Origin of the sequence: Sphingomonas sp. (assembly GCF_035998645.1) — a bacterium.
Classification (GTDB): Bacteria; Pseudomonadota; Alphaproteobacteria; order Sphingomonadales; family Sphingomonadaceae; genus Sphingomonas.
Genome location: NZ_DASYHL010000005.1, coordinates 299,834 through 315,814, shown reverse-complemented (window position 1 = coordinate 315,814; position 15,981 = coordinate 299,834). Strand labels below are relative to the sequence as shown.

17 protein-coding genes are annotated in these 15,981 nt (G+C 64.8%); 12 read left to right on the top strand and 5 right to left on the bottom strand.

Annotation, left to right across the window (positions count from 1 at the left end; translation table 11 throughout):
- The first annotated feature begins 57 nt into the window (after nucleotides 1–57).
- From VGN66_RS15150 to VGN66_RS15135, 4 genes are read left to right on the top strand one after another with little or no spacing between them, the layout of a single operon-like run.
- Nucleotides 58–1,302: a sarcosine oxidase subunit beta family protein gene (locus VGN66_RS15150; protein ID WP_327519649.1), complete on the top strand. Its 1,245-nt coding sequence runs from the start codon at nucleotides 58–60 to the stop codon at nucleotides 1,300–1,302.
- Nucleotides 1,303–1,309: 7 nt separating this feature from the next.
- A complete protein-coding gene (locus VGN66_RS15145) occupies nucleotides 1,310–1,597 on the top strand; it encodes a sarcosine oxidase subunit delta (RefSeq protein ID WP_327519648.1) in 288 nt (95 codons plus the stop codon).
- Nucleotides 1,594–4,524: a sarcosine oxidase subunit alpha family protein gene (locus VGN66_RS15140; protein ID WP_327519647.1), complete on the top strand. Its 2,931-nt coding sequence runs from the start codon at nucleotides 1,594–1,596 to the stop codon at nucleotides 4,522–4,524. Before VGN66_RS15145 ends, VGN66_RS15140 begins: the two co-directional genes overlap by 4 nt.
- Nucleotides 4,517–5,047: a sarcosine oxidase subunit gamma gene (locus VGN66_RS15135; RefSeq protein ID WP_327519646.1), complete on the top strand. Its 531-nt coding sequence runs from the start codon at nucleotides 4,517–4,519 to the stop codon at nucleotides 5,045–5,047. The genes VGN66_RS15140 and VGN66_RS15135 overlap by 8 nt, the downstream gene beginning before the upstream one ends.
- 146 nt (nucleotides 5,048–5,193) lie before the next feature.
- Here VGN66_RS15135 and VGN66_RS15130 read toward each other — a convergent pair whose 3' ends face one another.
- The gene (locus VGN66_RS15130) at nucleotides 5,194–5,853 is read right to left on the bottom strand and encodes a response regulator transcription factor (RefSeq protein ID WP_327519645.1); all 660 of its coding nucleotides are present in this window, start codon (nucleotides 5,851–5,853) and stop codon (nucleotides 5,194–5,196) included.
- 70 nt (nucleotides 5,854–5,923) lie between these two features.
- Complete coding sequence (locus VGN66_RS15125; RefSeq protein ID WP_327519644.1) at nucleotides 5,924–6,949, bottom strand: sensor histidine kinase; 1,026 nt, start codon at nucleotides 6,947–6,949, stop codon at nucleotides 5,924–5,926.
- Nucleotides 6,950–7,025: 76 nt separating this feature from the next.
- Between VGN66_RS15125 and VGN66_RS15120 the strand changes: the two genes are divergently transcribed.
- The 6 genes from VGN66_RS15120 (at nucleotide 7,026) to VGN66_RS15095 (ending at nucleotide 11,533) form a co-directional block, all read left to right on the top strand.
- Nucleotides 7,026–7,313, top strand: coding sequence for a hypothetical protein (locus VGN66_RS15120; protein ID WP_327519643.1), 288 nt, complete (start codon nucleotides 7,026–7,028; stop codon nucleotides 7,311–7,313).
- Between the two features lie 124 nt (nucleotides 7,314–7,437).
- Nucleotides 7,438–8,283 carry a hypothetical protein gene (locus VGN66_RS15115; protein WP_327519642.1) on the top strand — a complete coding sequence of 282 codons (846 nt, stop codon included), beginning with the start codon at nucleotides 7,438–7,440 and terminating at the stop codon, nucleotides 8,281–8,283.
- 83 nt (nucleotides 8,284–8,366) lie between these two features.
- Nucleotides 8,367–8,756 (top strand): copper resistance protein CopC, encoded by a 390-nt coding sequence (locus VGN66_RS15110; RefSeq protein WP_327519641.1) that lies wholly within the window; start codon nucleotides 8,367–8,369, stop codon nucleotides 8,754–8,756.
- A gap of 94 nt (nucleotides 8,757–8,850) precedes the next feature.
- Complete coding sequence (locus tag VGN66_RS15105) at nucleotides 8,851–9,249, top strand: hypothetical protein (RefSeq protein WP_327519640.1); 399 nt, start codon at nucleotides 8,851–8,853, stop codon at nucleotides 9,247–9,249.
- 183 nt (nucleotides 9,250–9,432) lie between these two features.
- On the top strand, nucleotides 9,433–9,729 hold the full coding sequence (locus VGN66_RS15100; protein WP_327519639.1) for a hypothetical protein: 297 nt from the start codon (nucleotides 9,433–9,435) through the stop codon (nucleotides 9,727–9,729).
- Nucleotides 9,730–10,840: 1,111 nt separating this feature from the next.
- Entirely contained in the window at nucleotides 10,841–11,533 is a 693-nt protein-coding gene (locus VGN66_RS15095) for a 2OG-Fe(II) oxygenase (RefSeq protein WP_327519638.1), read from the top strand.
- 12 nt (nucleotides 11,534–11,545) lie between these two features.
- Here the strand turns inward: VGN66_RS15095 and VGN66_RS15090 are convergent, their stop codons facing one another.
- Nucleotides 11,546–11,839, bottom strand: coding sequence for a PqqD family protein (locus VGN66_RS15090; protein ID WP_327519637.1), 294 nt, complete (start codon nucleotides 11,837–11,839; stop codon nucleotides 11,546–11,548).
- 161 nt (nucleotides 11,840–12,000) lie between these two features.
- Here VGN66_RS15090 and VGN66_RS15085 point away from each other — a divergent pair, with 161 nt between their 5' ends.
- The gene (locus VGN66_RS15085; protein WP_327519636.1) at nucleotides 12,001–12,162 is read left to right on the top strand and encodes a hypothetical protein; all 162 of its coding nucleotides are present in this window, start codon (nucleotides 12,001–12,003) and stop codon (nucleotides 12,160–12,162) included.
- 12 nt (nucleotides 12,163–12,174) lie between these two features.
- Nucleotides 12,175–14,103, top strand: coding sequence for an asparagine synthetase B family protein (locus tag VGN66_RS15080; RefSeq protein ID WP_327519635.1), 1,929 nt, complete (start codon nucleotides 12,175–12,177; stop codon nucleotides 14,101–14,103).
- Here VGN66_RS15080 and VGN66_RS15075 read toward each other — a convergent pair.
- Together VGN66_RS15075 and VGN66_RS15070 are read right to left on the bottom strand one after the other, a co-directional pair.
- Nucleotides 14,100–14,954, bottom strand: coding sequence for a sulfotransferase domain-containing protein (locus VGN66_RS15075; protein ID WP_327519634.1), 855 nt, complete (start codon nucleotides 14,952–14,954; stop codon nucleotides 14,100–14,102). The genes VGN66_RS15080 and VGN66_RS15075 overlap by 4 nt on opposite strands.
- Nucleotides 14,951–15,835, bottom strand: a complete 885-nt coding sequence (locus VGN66_RS15070; RefSeq protein ID WP_327519633.1) for a hypothetical protein — start codon at nucleotides 15,833–15,835, stop codon at nucleotides 14,951–14,953. Before VGN66_RS15070 ends, VGN66_RS15075 begins: the two co-directional genes overlap by 4 nt.
- Nucleotides 15,836–15,981: the final 146 nt, after the last annotated feature.

Here is a 15,981-nt window from a genome sequence, read left to right as displayed (position 1 = left end):
ACACTTGTGTATTTATGCATCGTGTTTCGCAGGAAGCAGGGGGGGGGAGCGGCGCACGTGACACGATATTCGGCGTGGTCACTTCTGCGCGCGGGCCTTACCGGGCAACGCAACTGGTCGCCTGCCTGGCGCGATGCCGAGCCCCGCAAACGCTATCAGGCAGTCATCATCGGCGGCGGCGGACATGGCCTGGCGACCGCTTATTATCTCGCCGCGCATCACGGCATTCGCGATGTCGCGGTGCTGGAGCGCGGGTGGATCGGCGGCGGCAACACCGGGCGCAACACGACGGTGATCCGGTCGAACTATTTCTTCCCGGAAAGCGCGCGCTTCTACGACTTCTCGCTGACCCTGTACGAAGGGCTGTCGCGCGCGCTCAACTACAACATCATGTTCTCACAGCGCGGCATGTGGAGCTTTGCGCATGACCGGCATGGCATCGAGATGCTGCGCCGCTCCGTCAATGCGATGCGGCTCAACGGGGTCGACGCCGAGTTTCATTGCGGTGAGGAGGTCCAGCGCCGCATCCCCGGCCTGAACCCGTCCCCACGCTTTCCGATCGTCGCCGGCCTGTTCCAGCCGCGCGGCGGCACCGCGCGCCACGACGCCGTCGCCTGGGGCTATGCCCGCGCCGCCGATGCGCTGGGGGTCGACATCATCCAGAATTGCGAAGTGACCGGCTTCGACCAATGCGATGGCCGGATCACCGGCCTGCGCACCAGCCGCGGCGACATCGCGACCGATTGCGTCGGCATGGCGGTGGCGGGGCATAGCAGCGTGATGGCCAAGCGCGCCGGGTTCCGCCTGCCGATCGTCTCCTACGCGCTTCAGGCATTCGTGTCGGAGCCGCTGAAGCCCGTGCTCGACACGGTGGTGCTCGCGCCATCTACCGGCACCTATCTCAGCCAGTCTGACAAGGGCGAGCTGGTGATCGGCAGCGCGCTGGACCTGTTCCCGTCCTATGCCCAGCGCGGCAGCCTGCCCGTGCTGGAGGATACCGCAGCGGGCCTGATCGACCTGTTCCCGCAATTCTCGCGCGTCCGCCTGCTCCGCCAATGGGCGGGCATCGTCGATGTGACGCCGGACTCCACCCCGATCCTCGGCGAAAGCCCGGTAAAGGGACTGTACCTCAACTGCGGCTGGGGCACCGGCGGGTTCAAGGCGATCCCCGGCGGCGGATATTGCCTCGCGCATCACATGGCCACCGGCACCGCGCATCCGCTGGCCGCGACCTTCGCGCTCGATCGCTTTCGGACCGGGGCGCTGATCGACGAATCCGCCGCCTCCGGCATCGCCCATTGAGGTCTTCATGCTGCTGATCGACTGTCCCTGGTGCGGCCCGCGCGCGGAACTGGAATTTCGCTGCGGCGGCGAGAGCCCGATCGTGCGCCCGCCCGATCCGCAGGCGACCGACGACGCCGCTTGGGCCGAGTATCTGTTCCACCGCGATAATGCGCAGGGCGCGAGCTTTGAGCGCTGGCACCATCGCTTCGGCTGCGGCCTGTGGTTCAACGTCGCGCGCGACACGGTGACGCATCGCATCACCGCCGTATACGGCATCACCGACCCCCGCCCCGCGCCGGAGGGGCAGCGATGAGCGGCTATCGCCTGGCAGAAGGCGGAGCGATCGACCGTAGTCGCCCGCTGACCTTCAAATGGGAGGGCCGAACGTACAGCGGCTATGCCGGCGACACGCTCGCCTCTGCTTTGCTGGCATCGGGCGCGCGCATGATCGGGCGCAGCTTCAAATATCACCGCCCGCGCGGGCTGATCGCCGCCGGGCTCGACGAACCCAACTTCATCGTTCAGCTCGAAACGGGCGCGCATGCCAGCCCGAACCTCAAGGCGCCCTATATCGAGCTGTACGACGGGCTGACCGCCGCCCCGGTCAACGCCTGGCCCAGCCTGCGTTTCGACCTGATGGCGGTGAATGGCGCGTTCAAGCGCTTCATCCCTGCAGCCTTCTATTACAAGACCTTCATGTGGCCGAGCTGGCGTCTGTTCGAACCGTTGATCCGCAAGGCCGCGGGTCTCGGCGCGTCGCCGCGACTCCCCGATCCCGACAGCTATGCGCAGACGAGCGCGCATATCGATGTACTGATCATCGGCGGGGGAATTGCGGGTCTTGCGGCTGCGCAGCATGCGGCGGCATCGGGCCAGTCGGTGATGCTGGTCACGGGCGGAGCGCAGTGGGGCGGCCGGCTGGCCGGCACCTGCGAGGTCGTCGAAGGGAAACCGGCGCGGCAATGGATCAAAGAGGCGCTCGGCACGCTCGCAGCGCTGCCCAATGTCACGCTGATGAACCGAACGCTGGCGACCGGGCATTATGATCACGGGCTGGTTTCGCTGTGCGAGCGGCTGACCGATCATCTCCCGATCGCCGAACGCACCGGCCCGCGCCAACGGTTGTGGCGGGTCCGCGCCGACAAGCTGATTTTTGCAACCGGCGCGATCGAGCGGCCTTTGGTGTTCCGCGGCAATGACCGCCCCGGCGTTATGCTGGCGGGCGCAGCGCGTGGCTATCTCCATCGCAACGCGGTTGTCGCGGGGCGCGAGATCGTCGTCGCGACCACCAACGACAGCGCCTGGCACGCCGCATTCGATCTGGCCGAGGCCGGAGCGAACGTCGCCGCCATCCTCGATACCCGCCCCAGTCCCGCCAACACGCTGATCGCGCGCGCCGAAGCGCTTGGCATCGCCGTCCACCTGCGCACCGCTCCGGTCGAGGCGATGAAGCGGACGGCACTCCGCGCCGTGCGGGTCGGGCGGGTCTTCCCCGGCGGGCGCATCGTCGGCGAGACCCGGACCTTGTCGTGCGACCTGCTGCTCATGTCCGGCGGCTGGAGCCCGGCGGTGCATCTTCATTCGCAGGGCGGCGGTCGGTTGAAGCTCGACCCCGGCCTGCACAGCTTCATGCCCGAACCCGCCAGCCCCCAGCACAGCATCGGCGGCGCGGCGGGAGAGTTCCGGACCGACGCGACGCTCGCGGCCGCGCGCGACAGACAGGCCGAACGCAGCCGCGAGGCCCCTCACCCGCCCGTGTGGTCAATCTCGGAAGGCGATACCCTCAACGACGACGCCTGGGTCGATTTCCAGAATGACGTGACCGCAGCCGACATCGCGCTCGCCGCGCGCGAGAATTTCCGGTCGGTCGAACATCTCAAACGCTACACGACGCTCGGCATGGCGTCGGATCAGGGCAAGACTTCCAACGTCAATGGCATCGGTATCCTCGGCGCCGTGCTCGGTAGGCCGATGGAGGCGATCGGCACCACCAAATTCCGCCCGCCCTATGACCCGGTCCCATTCGGCGTATTCGCAGGCCATCGCATCGGCGACGGGCTGCGTCCGCGCCGGTACCTGGCGATGGATCGCTGGCATGCGGCGCAGGGCGCAGCGTTCGAGGAGTATGGCGGCTGGATGCGCCCTGCAGCCTATCCCCGCCCCGGCGAAAGCGAAGCCGATGCGGTCCACCGCGAGGTGACGCACGTGCGCAACGGCGTGGGCCTGTTCGAAGCATCGCCGCTCGGCAAGATCGAGGTCAAAGGCCCCGACGCCGCCGAGTTTCTCGACCGCATGTATGTCAACCGGATCGGCACGCTGAAACCCGGGCGCTGCCGCTACGCGATCCTGCTGACCGAGAATGGCGTGGTGTTCGACGATGGCGTGGTGACCCGGATCGCTGAGGACCATTTCCTCGTCGGCACCACCAGCGGTCATGCCGCCGCCGTTACCGAGCTATTCCGCGAATGGCTGCAGTGCGAGTGGACGAGTTTGCGGGTGCTGGTCGAGGATGTCACAGCCTGCTGGGCGGTCGCCAACATCGTCGGCCCCCGGTCGCGCGCGGTGCTGGAGCGGCTGGCGAGCGACATGGATGTGTCGCGCGACAGCTTTCCCCATATGGCCGCGAAGCAGGGTGCCGTTGCGGGCATTGCGGCGCGGATCGCGCGGGTCAGCTTTACCGGCGAATTGTCGTTCGAGGTGGCCGTGCCATGGGGCGCGGCGGAGGCGCTGTGGCACGCGCTGATGAGCGCCGGCGCCGCCGAGGGGATCGCCCCGTTCGGGGTCGAGGCGCTGATGACGATGCGGGTCGAAAAAGGCTATCTCCACATCGGCGCTGACACCGACGGCACGACGCTGCCTCAGGACATCGGGTTGGGCGAGATCATCCGGAAAAAGCCGATGGATTTCGTCGGTCGCCGCTCCGCCCTTCGCCCGGACGGATTACGCGACGATCGCCGCAGCCTGGTCGGTCTGGCAGTGACCGACGGGGACCCGACCCCCCTCCCGATCGGCGCGCATGTGCTTCCCGCCGGGACGACGCGAGCGCAGCCCGGCGAGGGCTGGGTGACGTCGAGCGTCTGGTCGCCAACGCTGGCCGAGCCGCTAGCCCTGGCAATGGTCGCGCGGGGACAGGCGCGGATCGGCGAGCGCGTTCGTGTCTGGGATCTCGACCAGTGGCGGGAGGCGCGCATCGCTCCCGTCCGCAGCTATGACCCCGAAGGAGCGCGGCTCGATGCGTGAGGAAACCGCGCTGCCCCCCTGGTGCCGGATCGACCGGGATTTGCGGATCACCAAGATCCAACTTCGCGCCGCTCCCGATGCGGCGCAGCGGCTAGCCGCACTGCTCGGTGTCGCGGCGCCCGCGCCGTGCCGCTTCGCCATGACCGACACGCACATTCTGGCGGCCATGGCGCCCGGCGAGTGGCTGCTGCTCAGCAGCGATGCCAACGCGGAACTGACCGCCAGCGGCATCGAAGCGGCGCTGTGCGGAGAAACTGCGCTGATTCTTGACGTGACCCCCGGCGTGGTCGCGCTGCGCCTGACTGGGGCGTCGGCGACGGCGTGCCTTGCTGCCTATACCGCACTGGACCTGCGCGATGCGGCCATGCCCACCGGATCGGCGGTGCGCACGCGGTTCGGCGATTTCGGCGTGTTCGTCGCCCGCACAAGCGACGCACCGGACTACCTGCTGATCGCTGACCAGAGCTACGCGCCCTATCTGCTCACGCTGATCGTCCGAAGCGAGCTCCACACGCATCGATAAGGTGCTGGGGTCGGGCGTGTTTCCGGGGCACCGTGCGGAAAACCACTGGTCGAGCAGGCCGGATTCGAACCCGAGATACCTGTCCCGGAATTGATCAGCGCGAAGAGGCCGGCAACGGCTGCGCGCCCAACAACAACTGTTCGGGTTCAGCTGCGGAAGCCCTGCCGGATCGCATCGCTGCGTGAGTTGACCTCGAGCTTGCGGTAGATCGCCTTGACGTGGGTGCCGACGGTATGGGGCGATATGCTCAGCGCGCGGGCGGCTTCCTTGTAGCTCTTTCCCTCGGCAAAGACGCGCAGCAGTTCGGTCTCGCGCTGGGTGAGCCGACCGTCAGCCTCCGCAGAGGGTACGGCGTGCGATGAGCGCGCAGGCGCGCGCAGCAGATCGAGCAGGTAGACCGCGGCCGCGGGACTGACCGGCGCACCGCCATCCAGCGTGATTGCGATGCCATCGAGGATTTGTTTGGGCGAGCTGTCCTTTAGCAGGTAGCCGTCCGCGCCCGCAGAAAGGGCCTTCACCACCGTGTCGCGGTCCCCGAACGAACTGATGATCAGCACCTTGGCCGCACATGCCGCTTTGATTTCAGGCACCAGATCATAGCCATTGCCGTCGGGCAGGCCGATATCCATCAGGAACAGATCGGGCGCCAGGCTGATGAGCCCACGGCCGGTGGCAAGATCGGGCGCCATCGCGATCACATCATGTCCTTCAGCCGTTCCCATGATCTGCATGAAATAGCGGCGCACCGCCGGCTCATCCTCGATGATTGCGATGCGGACGGGTGCGGAGGGCGAGGCGGTGGTCATGCCAAAGATCTATCGCCCGCCCGCATCCGCGCCCACCCCATGCCAGCGGCAAAGATATGGTATGCGTGCATCAGGCAGGCTGGAGCAGGGCAAGCGTGATGCGCGTGCCGGAGCCAGGTTCGGATTGCACCGCATAATCGGCCCCCACCGCCCGTGCGCGGGCACGCATATTGGCAAGGCCGCGGCCCGCATCGCCCGCTTCCGCGCCGCCTGAGCCATTATCGGCAATGGAGATCGCAACCGCACCATGGACGGTTGCCGATATTTCGACCGCAATCTCGCTCCCGCCCGAATGTTTGAGCGCATTGGTGACGGCTTCCTGCATGATCCGGAAGATTTGCAGCACGTCGCGCGGACCAAGATCGGGGGCATTGAGCGCGGCGGTCTGGCTCCAGCAAAATGCAAAGCCCGCCGCCTCAATGCGCGGTTGGATGCGCGCCCGGAAGGTGGCGAGCGCCGCTTCAAGCGATTCGCCCACCGAATCCATCGAATCGACCATCAGCCGCATCTCGTCGATCACGCTCTGCAAACCTTCGGCAACCTTGGGCGGATCGCTCTCGCCCAGCCTTGCGCTCAGCATCATCGTCATCAGCTGGCTGCCAAGGCCATCGTGCAGGTCGCGCATGATCCGCCGGCGTTCCTCGTCATGCGCCTGTGCGCGCACCAGCGCCTGTTCGCGCACCGCCGCCTCGGCCAGTTCGGCTTCGCGCAGTGTGACTTTTTCCCGCAGCATTGCGTTCAATGCCCCTTGCGACTGGAACAGGCGGAAATTGCGGGTGAGGAACGCCGCTGTCATCGCCAGCAGCAGGAAGACGGCGGAATTGCCGAGATTGTCCCTCTGCAACTGCAGTTCGGGAAACCACTCCGATGCCGCATCCATCAGCAATGCTGCAGCGCTCACCGTCATCAGGGCGCTTTCGAGCAGGCGGTCCTCGGCGTGCGTGGCAAAATGCCAGGCGAGCCGCGCAACCACCGCCACCGCCAATATGCCCAGATACCAGATCCAGATGATCGCCGGCACAATGAAGCCTTCGGGCATCGGCACACGATAAATATGCCAGGCGATCACCGCCACCGCGCCCAGATAGACCGCCATCGTCAAGGGTTGCAGCCAGCAAATCCGATCGCAACAAGGAGAGTGAACCGTATCCCTTAGTGAAAGCCGCCGCCGCGTGACTGTCGCCGGCGCGCTCAGCCTTGCCACCATTGCGCTGGTCGCCAGCCTCGCGGCGGCCGGACTGGGCGTTCCTGCCAGCGCGCAAGGGCAGAACAAGAACATCGTCGAAAAGCCGAGCCGTGCGGTCGCCTGCCCCTCGGGATGGCGCACGCCGAATGGCAACACCGCGCTGTGCGAACCGATGGGCAGCACGTCGCCCAAGATCTACGCGAAGAACGCAAAGGACAGCTGCGCGGACGGCTATTTCGAGGTTTACCGCGTGTGGTGTTCGACGAAGAAGTAGTGATCCGGCGCCCGCAGCGGCGGAGCTGCCGCGACGCGGCGCTCCCTACACCAACCAGACAACCGGCGCGATCTCGGGAGCACGGGATCGGGCTGTGACCATATTCAATTCAGGGGAATATTCGATGCGTTCACTTTCATCCACGACCATGCTTGCCGCCGCTGGTTTTATGCTTTTCACCGTCGGTTCGCTGGCGACTGCCCCTTCAGCTCAGGCACAGGGACGCACAACGGGGCGTCTGGAACTGCCGAGGGAAAAGGGCCGGTGCCCTTATGGATGGAATCGTGAGACTGACACTTTTTGTGTGCCATCTACAGTCGTCAACCCAATGCCAGCGGTTTATGTCCGAGCGAACAAGAGTACTGCGTGCGCTCAGGGCTATTTTGTCGATACAGTCAATGATCTGGTGTGCACCTCAGTTGACATGATGACCAGGCGCTTCGCAGACGTATCCGGGGGCATCAACAGAGCGGGCATTCTCACCCGCTGCCCCACCGGCTGGCGCGCATCGACCAACAACAAGCAATGCTTCACGGAAATCAAAAACGCGCCCGTTCCGCGTTTGAAGAATGGCAAGCCGTGTGCGCCGGGTGAGCTGGACGATTGGGGCATCTGGTGCACATCGAATTACAAGCACCTGTCTTATGCTGAAGTTGATCTCGCTGGGACCAGGGACTTCAATACGATCTACGCCAACGCGATGAACTATTCGCTCGACTACAAGTCCATTCCCGACAGTTCGTTGTCAGCCGACGCCGCCGCCTTCTTCAAGGGCGCAGACAAGACTTCGGGCGCATCGCCCGCTGGATCGTCTTCGGCCAGCCAGCCGGCCGCCACCAAGGCCGACGAATGCATCTCCGGATCGGACGTGGGTGCCGCTGTCGGCGGCGTGCTTGGCGGCCGCACCGGCGCGGCCCTCGGCGGCGCGCTGGGCGGGCTGGGCAAGAAGAAGAAAAAGAGCGGCTGCTGAACCTGTTCCCGTGTCTGGCCAGCGCTTGCGCTGGTCAGGCACCAACATGGCTGGAGAGAGAACCCATGAGACTTCCGATATCTTTGCTGACGATCGTGCCCCTGCTTTGCGCGACACCCGCCGTTAGTCAGGCTGCGAAGACAGATCTGAACTATTCCCACCCGAAAGCCGACGGCATCGAGCGTGAGGAGGTCCAGTTTGTTCAAATCGGATTTGAGGACACTGTCGATCTCGTCTCTGTGAAAATCGTCCATCCCGATGCGACAGAGACCGAAATCTACAACGCGGCGACGGCTTTTTTTAAGAAGAGAAGCGAGATGTTTGCGTTCACCTTGTCCGAATCCTTGACCGCACCCGGGCGATACCGGGTCAGCTACACGGTCGCGGCGATCGGTGCAGCTAGCACCGCCGCTCCGAAGTCTGGTTCGTTCAGCTTCACCCTCGACCTGCCCGCACCGAAATCGGCACACTGAACTGAAGAGGCCAGGACAGCCGAACCCGACTGACATGCCGCTCTGTCGGCGTGAATGAGCGGGGCGGCTGCTCCAAGCATTTGGGGAATCTTTCATGCGCAAGAACGCGTCACTGCTATTGATGGCAAGCCTGGTTGCTGCGCCCGTGTCGGCACAGCCGCGATATTCGGGCGGCAACGAGCCTGTCACCCTCAGCGCGACAGGCACCGATCCGTGCAGCGCTGGCGTTATCGCGGATCAGGGGCCGGAAGGCGCCGTGGGCGTATTTCCCGGCCCCAGCATGGAGCTGGAAATCACCGAATACGTCGCTGGCGGCACGGCGATATGGGTGTGCGAGACCAGCATCGACGGCGATATGTTGGGCATTATCTACGCCAACTTCCCCGACACCGATTGCGAGGTAAGCGCGCCGGTCAAAGTGGATGTCGACTATATCGGCCCGTGTGAATCCGGCTGGGTCGAAGCAGATACGGTGGAACTGCTGGCCGGCTAATGCGCGAAACCTGCCTGGCGGATTGAGTGCTTGCGCAGTCCAGCTGAAATTCAGCGCCAATGCCGGCTGCACGTCCTCGGGGTCGCACTGTGAATTGCAGGAAATCACGGAGGCACGGACAAAGCCGCCGTTCACGTTCCGACCCCATTGCGGACGTTTAGCATAGCGCTCAAGTTGATAAACATGAGCGAACTTCACATTGCCGAGATACCGTTCGAGGATGGCGGCATTCAGTATCGATATGCGCGCAAAATGTCGGCGGACGGGACTCGCTGGATACGGGAAGGTCTCTTTCAGGCCTTCCATCCTAACGGCATCATCGCCTCACAGGGTAACTACGTCGATGGACAAGAACATGGCCTGTGGCGTGACTATCATGACAGCGGACAGATCGCCGCAGAGGGCGAATATGTTAAAGGCGTTGAAACGGGTGCGTGGCGCTATTGGACCGCTGACGGAACGCTGAGCGCGAGCGAGTAGCAGTCTTTCCGCTATCCACCCACTTGTTGCCAGTCTTCGCGCAGCGAAGGGTGCTTGAAAGACGACGCGCGGCTTTGGGCCGCGTCTCGCCAAGACCGGACATTCACCCCGATCAACCCGCGCGACACAGGCGCGGCGCGCGCGCGCCTGTGTCGTTCGGTCGCGTCTGAACGCGATCGTCTAGCCAGAAGCGCGCCGGACATCGTCAAGCCGCTGGGCGATCTCGGTAACCGACCAGCCAAAACCCGCTGCCCGTGCGGACACGGCCCGATGGGTGTGGCGCGGCCACCCTGCAGCGCGACCGTGTCACCGAAACTGGCCTCTTCGCGTCGCCAATAGCAGTTTGTCTCACGCTGAAGGGTGAACTGCGAAATTGTCTCGCTGGTAAAAAATTATTGGCGATGTCGATCGACGCCTTGGCGCAGATTTGATTGAGACGCTGCTGAGTGCCGCCATTCGCTGCCGGCAAATTGACAAGGGATGGATCAAGCGATTTCGCGGTTGGTCGGCTCAGCAGCCTGTTGTGCTCGACGGGCGAGGCTCGCGTAGAACCAAGGGCGCCGTCCACGACAGAGAACAGCGTGATCGCGCTGCCCGCGGCCATTGCCCAGACGCACAAGAGCGGCGCCGTTCCTCGGCCGCCGCGGTTTAGTCTAATGTCGCGGCGACGATTGAACTTGCATTGCCTAGTAGGATCGTAACGGCTCGGTTCATTCGGTTCGTCTAAGGAGCCATGTAACACCGGACTTGGTCGCGATCCGTCGGGCGTCTTGGAACGCAGCGGATTCTGGTGGGATGGTCGGCGAGACACGAGTCTCGACTGCGCAATAAGTAGCTGAAATACGTAGCCATTACGTCGAAATGAGCTCGGAATCACAATAAATTGACCCCAAGAATGTCGGGCTGCAGTGGGCGTTTTGGGGACCTCATGGGCCAAATCGACGAGATGTGCAGGTGCTGCCTTCGCTGAATTGAACTCGCTTGAATGGCAAAATTTGGGCCATTTGCGGAATGGCCGGTTTCGTCAGGCGGGTGGCTTTTGCGGACACCCAAGCATCGCTTACCGGTAGCCGTAAACGCTTCACGAGACAGCGGCGGCGCTTGGGCGTTGATGAGCGGCATCCGACCGGACTATCAGTCCTCGAATGAATTTGAATGTGATGCTCACGACATGAAAACCAGCGCGCTCTCGGCTTTTTCCGCGCTACCCCCATATTGGGTCATTGATGCCGCATTCGGCGCCGATCTGGCTGCACAGCTCGTGGAGTTCGTGCTGGAACGGGAAACGGCCTTCACCGAAGCGATGGTGGGCAAGAACGCTGCCAGGACGGTTCGCAAGACCATCCGAAGTTCCCGTACTATGCAGGATTTTGGAGCGTTACGCGAAACGTTGGAAAACCGGTTTCGCGATGTGCTGCCCGCTGCGCTGTCACGATTGAGGATGGCCCCCTTTTCGCTGACTGGCCTGTCGATGGAGTTGGCCGCGCATGGAGACGGCGATTTCTACCACCGGCATATCGACACGTTCGTCGCCGGCACGATGTCCGGTGCCGATCGCGTGCTGACCGGCGTCTATTACTTCCACGCCATACCCCGCCCGTTCAGCGGGGGGGAATTGCGGCTCCATTCGCTGCATGGTCCCGAACAGGGCGGCAGCCATGTCGATGTCGAACCGCAGAACGATCGATTGGTGCTGTTCCCCGCCTGGGTGCCGCATGAGGTTCGCCCCACCTCGTGTCCGGATGGCGGCTTTGCTCAGTCGCGTTTCGCGATCAATTGCTGGTATCTCCGCGAATCCGCCTGAGCGGACCGGGCATCAGGCGGCGGCTTCAACCCCCGACGTGACCATGTCCTGAGCTTCCAGCCGCGCAAGAAACGCCAGCGCCTCCTGACGGATCACCGTTTCGGGCGCATCATAGCTATCAATCAGCGCCGCCACGATCGCGTCCAGGCTCTGCGCGGATTCGAGCAGGCGCCAGATATGGGCTCCGACCGGATTCAGGTTGAAATACTGGCCGGTCTCGACGCTCATCATCACCAGTTCGGCATTGACCACCGCACTCATGACATTCGGTCGCCGCCGATAGATCGGGTTCGTCGCGTCGCTCACTGCGTTCATCGTCCTCGTTGTCTTTGGCTGCCGCGCCGTCGGGCGGCCTCCATGCCGCTTTTTGCATGATCATGCCAGGTTGATCGACGGCGCCTGTTAGGGCAGAGCCGATCTCAGCGACACGGGCGCCAACCCGGTCAACACATATAAAGGGGCAGCACATGAGCGACATCAAGAGCAAGAATCTGGCTGCGGATACGCCTGTGACCAAGCAGCCGTGGCAGACGCCGGACTTCGAGACGCTGGCCGTCCGCGAGACCGCGAACAATGGCCTCGTCGCCCCCGGCGACGGCACCTTCTCCCCGTCGCCGACCGGAAGCTGATCTTCCGCATCCATGTCGTTTTTTGCTGGCCTTGCCTGCGCAGGCCCGGTTGAACGGCGGGACACGGATCGGCTGGACAGTATCGCCGTCACCCATGGCGGCGGCAAGGGCCGGGTCTGGCGTGGCGACACCGCCGCGCTGGTCCTGACGCCGCGTGCGTTCACTCCGGAAGACGCGCTGGATCGCCTCCCTGCCGCCTTCATGGGCGGGGCGTCGCAGCTGGTGTTCGACGGACGGCTCGACAATCGCGGCGACCTGATCGCATCGCTGAACCTGCCTGAGGCCGACGCCGCCCGGCTGGGTGACGCCGCATTGGTGATGGTTGCCCTCGAACGCTGGGGCACCGATGCCTGCCAGCGCTTGATCGGTGCCTTTGCCCTGGCGTGGTGGAATGAGCGCGATCGTCGGCTCGTGCTGGCGGTCGATGCCACTGGCGGGCGGGCGATCTTTGCGCATGACGACGGCCACAGGCTGGCGTTTGCGACGCGGCCGTCGGCGGTGCTCGCCTTTCCGGGGGTTGATCGGCGCATCGACGAAGCGGCAATGGCGCATCTGCTGCTCGCGCGGGCGATGCCCGCAGGTGCGACACCGTTCCACGGGGTTTTTCGTCTGCCCCCCGCCGGGCTGCTCGAATGGCATGCAGGCCGCTACGCCATCCGCCGCTACTGGCAGCCCGATTTTGCGCGCCGAATCCGCTACCGCGATCCACGCGACTATGTCGAGGCTGGCCGCGAGATGCTGGACCGCGTGGTGGCGGCGAGCCTGCGAGCGGCTGGCCCGGTCGCGTGCCAATTGTCGGGGGGGCTCGATTCCGCGGGCGTCGCGGCGACCGCCGCCCGCCTGCTCGACCCCGCCCGCCTGCACACGCTCACCGCGATCCCCGACACATCGGTCGCGATGCCGTCCGAGCGACCGCGCGCATTCTTCGACGAGTCCGCGCTCGCCCGTGCCACGGCTGCGCTCTATCCGAACATCGACGCGGCGTTCGTCCCTGCGGGTGACCTGACCCTGGGCGAAGAGGACGCCACCCGGCTGTTCTGGGAATTCGGCCTTCCGGTGCGCAACTTCATGAATTTCGGGGCGTGGGCACCGCTGTATGCCCGGGCGCGCGAAAGCGGTGCATCGGTGGTGCTGACCGGGACGTCGGGCAATTACACCCTGTCATGGCAGAGCGAGGCGCTGCTCGCCGATCTCGCACGATCGGGGCGGCTGGTGGAACTGACCCGGCAGCTGCGCGGGCTGCGCCGTCACGGCTATCGCGTCCGATCACAGATTCGCCGCAACCTGATCGGCTACGCTGTCCCGGACCCGCTGCACAGCGCGATCCGGCGGTGGCGTGGCACGCAGGATGACTGGCAGGCGCGCGCCTCTGCATCCGATGCGCTCGCGGCCAGCGTCGATGCCCACGCAATCACTGATATGACGCTCGGCGTCCCGAGCGGCCGTGATCGCGACCGCCGCCTGCGGCTCGCGTTCCTGGAGAAGAACTGGTCGCAGAACCAGTGGCTGGCGGCGACGCCCTATGTCAGCGGGTGCGACCTGCGCGACCCACTGGGGGACCGCAGGATGGTCGACTTCTGCCTCGCGCTCCCGCCCGAGCTGTGGCAGCGCGATGGCCAGCCGCGCGCTTTCGCCCGCGCGGTGCTAAGCGATCGGGTGCCGCAACAAGTGGTGACCGAACATAAGCGCGGCTATCAGAATGGCGACTGGTTCCACAGGCTAAACACGCTGCGCCCGGCCTTCATGGCCGAATTGGAGCGGCTGGAAGCGTCCCCCGCGGCGCGCGCGATGATCGACCTTCCCCGCCTGCGCGCGGTGGCCGAGGATTGGCCAGCCGATGCGGATGCGGCGATGGCGCGCGCCACGGACATGCTCGACCTGTTCGGTCGCGGCATTCACTATGGCCGGTTCATCCGCTGGGTCGAGGGATCGAACGGTTAGAGATAACCGAGCCGCGCCATCACGGTGCCATGGTCGCGCTCAATCCGTGCCGCCTGGGCGGGGCTGAGCGTATCGCGCCAACCGCCGGCAATGCCGCGACGGAAAAAGGGGCGGTCGCCGTGCAGGCTTTCTGGGAAATTGCCCGCCGATTCCTCGGCGCGCAGCCGGTCGAACCGCGTCGCCGCCACCGCCGCCGCAATCGCTGCTTCGCTGCTCGCCCAGCCGAGCGCCGCGCTGACCCGTTCGAGCGTCGACGCGAAATCCGCGACCATATCCTCATAGCGCAGAACAAGGGGCGCATGGCCGGATTCGTCGAGCCAGCTCAGCACATGCTGGCTCCAGCCCGAATAATGCTGCGGCAGGTGGAAATGCGCCGAGTCGGTCTTGGCGGCGACGCGATATTCGGGGTCGGCCATCACCGCGATCGCGCGGTCGACATCCATCTCGAAATGATGCGCAAACGACGCTGCCACGTCACGTGGATCACGCACCAGATAGAGGGTGGCGGCGGTAATCTCTGCCGGGAACAGCGCTTCACCATCGCTGGTGCGCGACCAGCAGTCATGGACCTTCCAGATCGTTGTGTCGCGCCCCTGGGTATCGATCAGGCTGTAGATTTTTGGGCGGAGGAGATCCGCCTCCTCCACCGAGAGGTCGGAAGAATCGATGTCGAGCGCCATGTCGAAGCGATGGCGCATCGCCAGAAAGATGCCGACATTGTTGGTCATGCGCGCCAGATCGAACCTGGCCTCGCCCTTGCGCAGTGCCGCCAGCGCGATCCGCATCCAGGTATTCCCCGACTTGGGATAGGACGCCAGCCAGACATGCGCGCGCGGCGCGGCGCAGGTCATCGCAGCTGCGCCAGCAACGTCGCCAGCTCACCCCCGTGCTGCGCAAGACGCTTGATGCCGTTGGGCAGCACCAGCGCGCGGTGGGGCAATTGCGCCGACAGCGCCGCACAGTCCGCGAACACCTGATCCGACCGGCCGAGCAATCCGGCAGCGGTACGACGATACACATTCTCGTACAGCATCCGCACCGCCGCCAGTCCGTCCAGCGGTACAATGCGCAGGCTGTTCTCACGCATCTGCAGGTTGATCTGGCACACCCCGTCGAGCCGCATCGGCGCGGATTCGAACCGGTCGGCGACCTGGCGGTCGAACTTCTCAAGATGGACGGTACTGCGCAGATAGCGGCCCGGCGCGATGCCGAGCGTATCGAGCGTGTCGCGCCACATCTTTTGACGGGGATAAGTCGGCAGCACGCGCGGACCGCCTTCGGCCCGGATATCGATCACCGTGACATCGTCGGACAGCAGCCACGCGCCCTGCGCCAGCAACAGTGCCGCCAGTGTCGATTTTCCGGCACCCGAATGCCCCGCCATCGCGAACACCTTGCCGTCCAGAACGACGCAGCTCGCATGCAGCGGCAACAGCCCGCGCTGGTGACAGAGAAATCCGAGGACCGAGCCCAACAGGAACAGCGCCACGTCTGCGGTGTCCGGCGGATGCGGGGTATCGATGATCACCGCGTTCCCGTCACGCACCAGATAAGTCGCGACGCCTCGGACGGTGTAGCGCAGCCACCCCTGCGCATTCACCTGAACCAGCGGGGTCCGGCCTGTTATCCCGTCAAGCTCTGCTGGCACTTCACCGATGCGGATCGCGATGTCGGGTGCCCGGTCATCGCCGCTCCACGCGACAAGCTCGGGCAGCGCCCACTCGCTCCGCACGCGCCAGCCACACAGAGAATAATCACGCGCCGTACCAACCACAAAAAACCCTTATCCAAGCGGCTTCGACGCGCGCCGCGTGCTGGCGTTTACAGGGCGTCTTTCTGACAAAGCAACACAAGGTCGAACTTCTTTCGGGCCTGCCG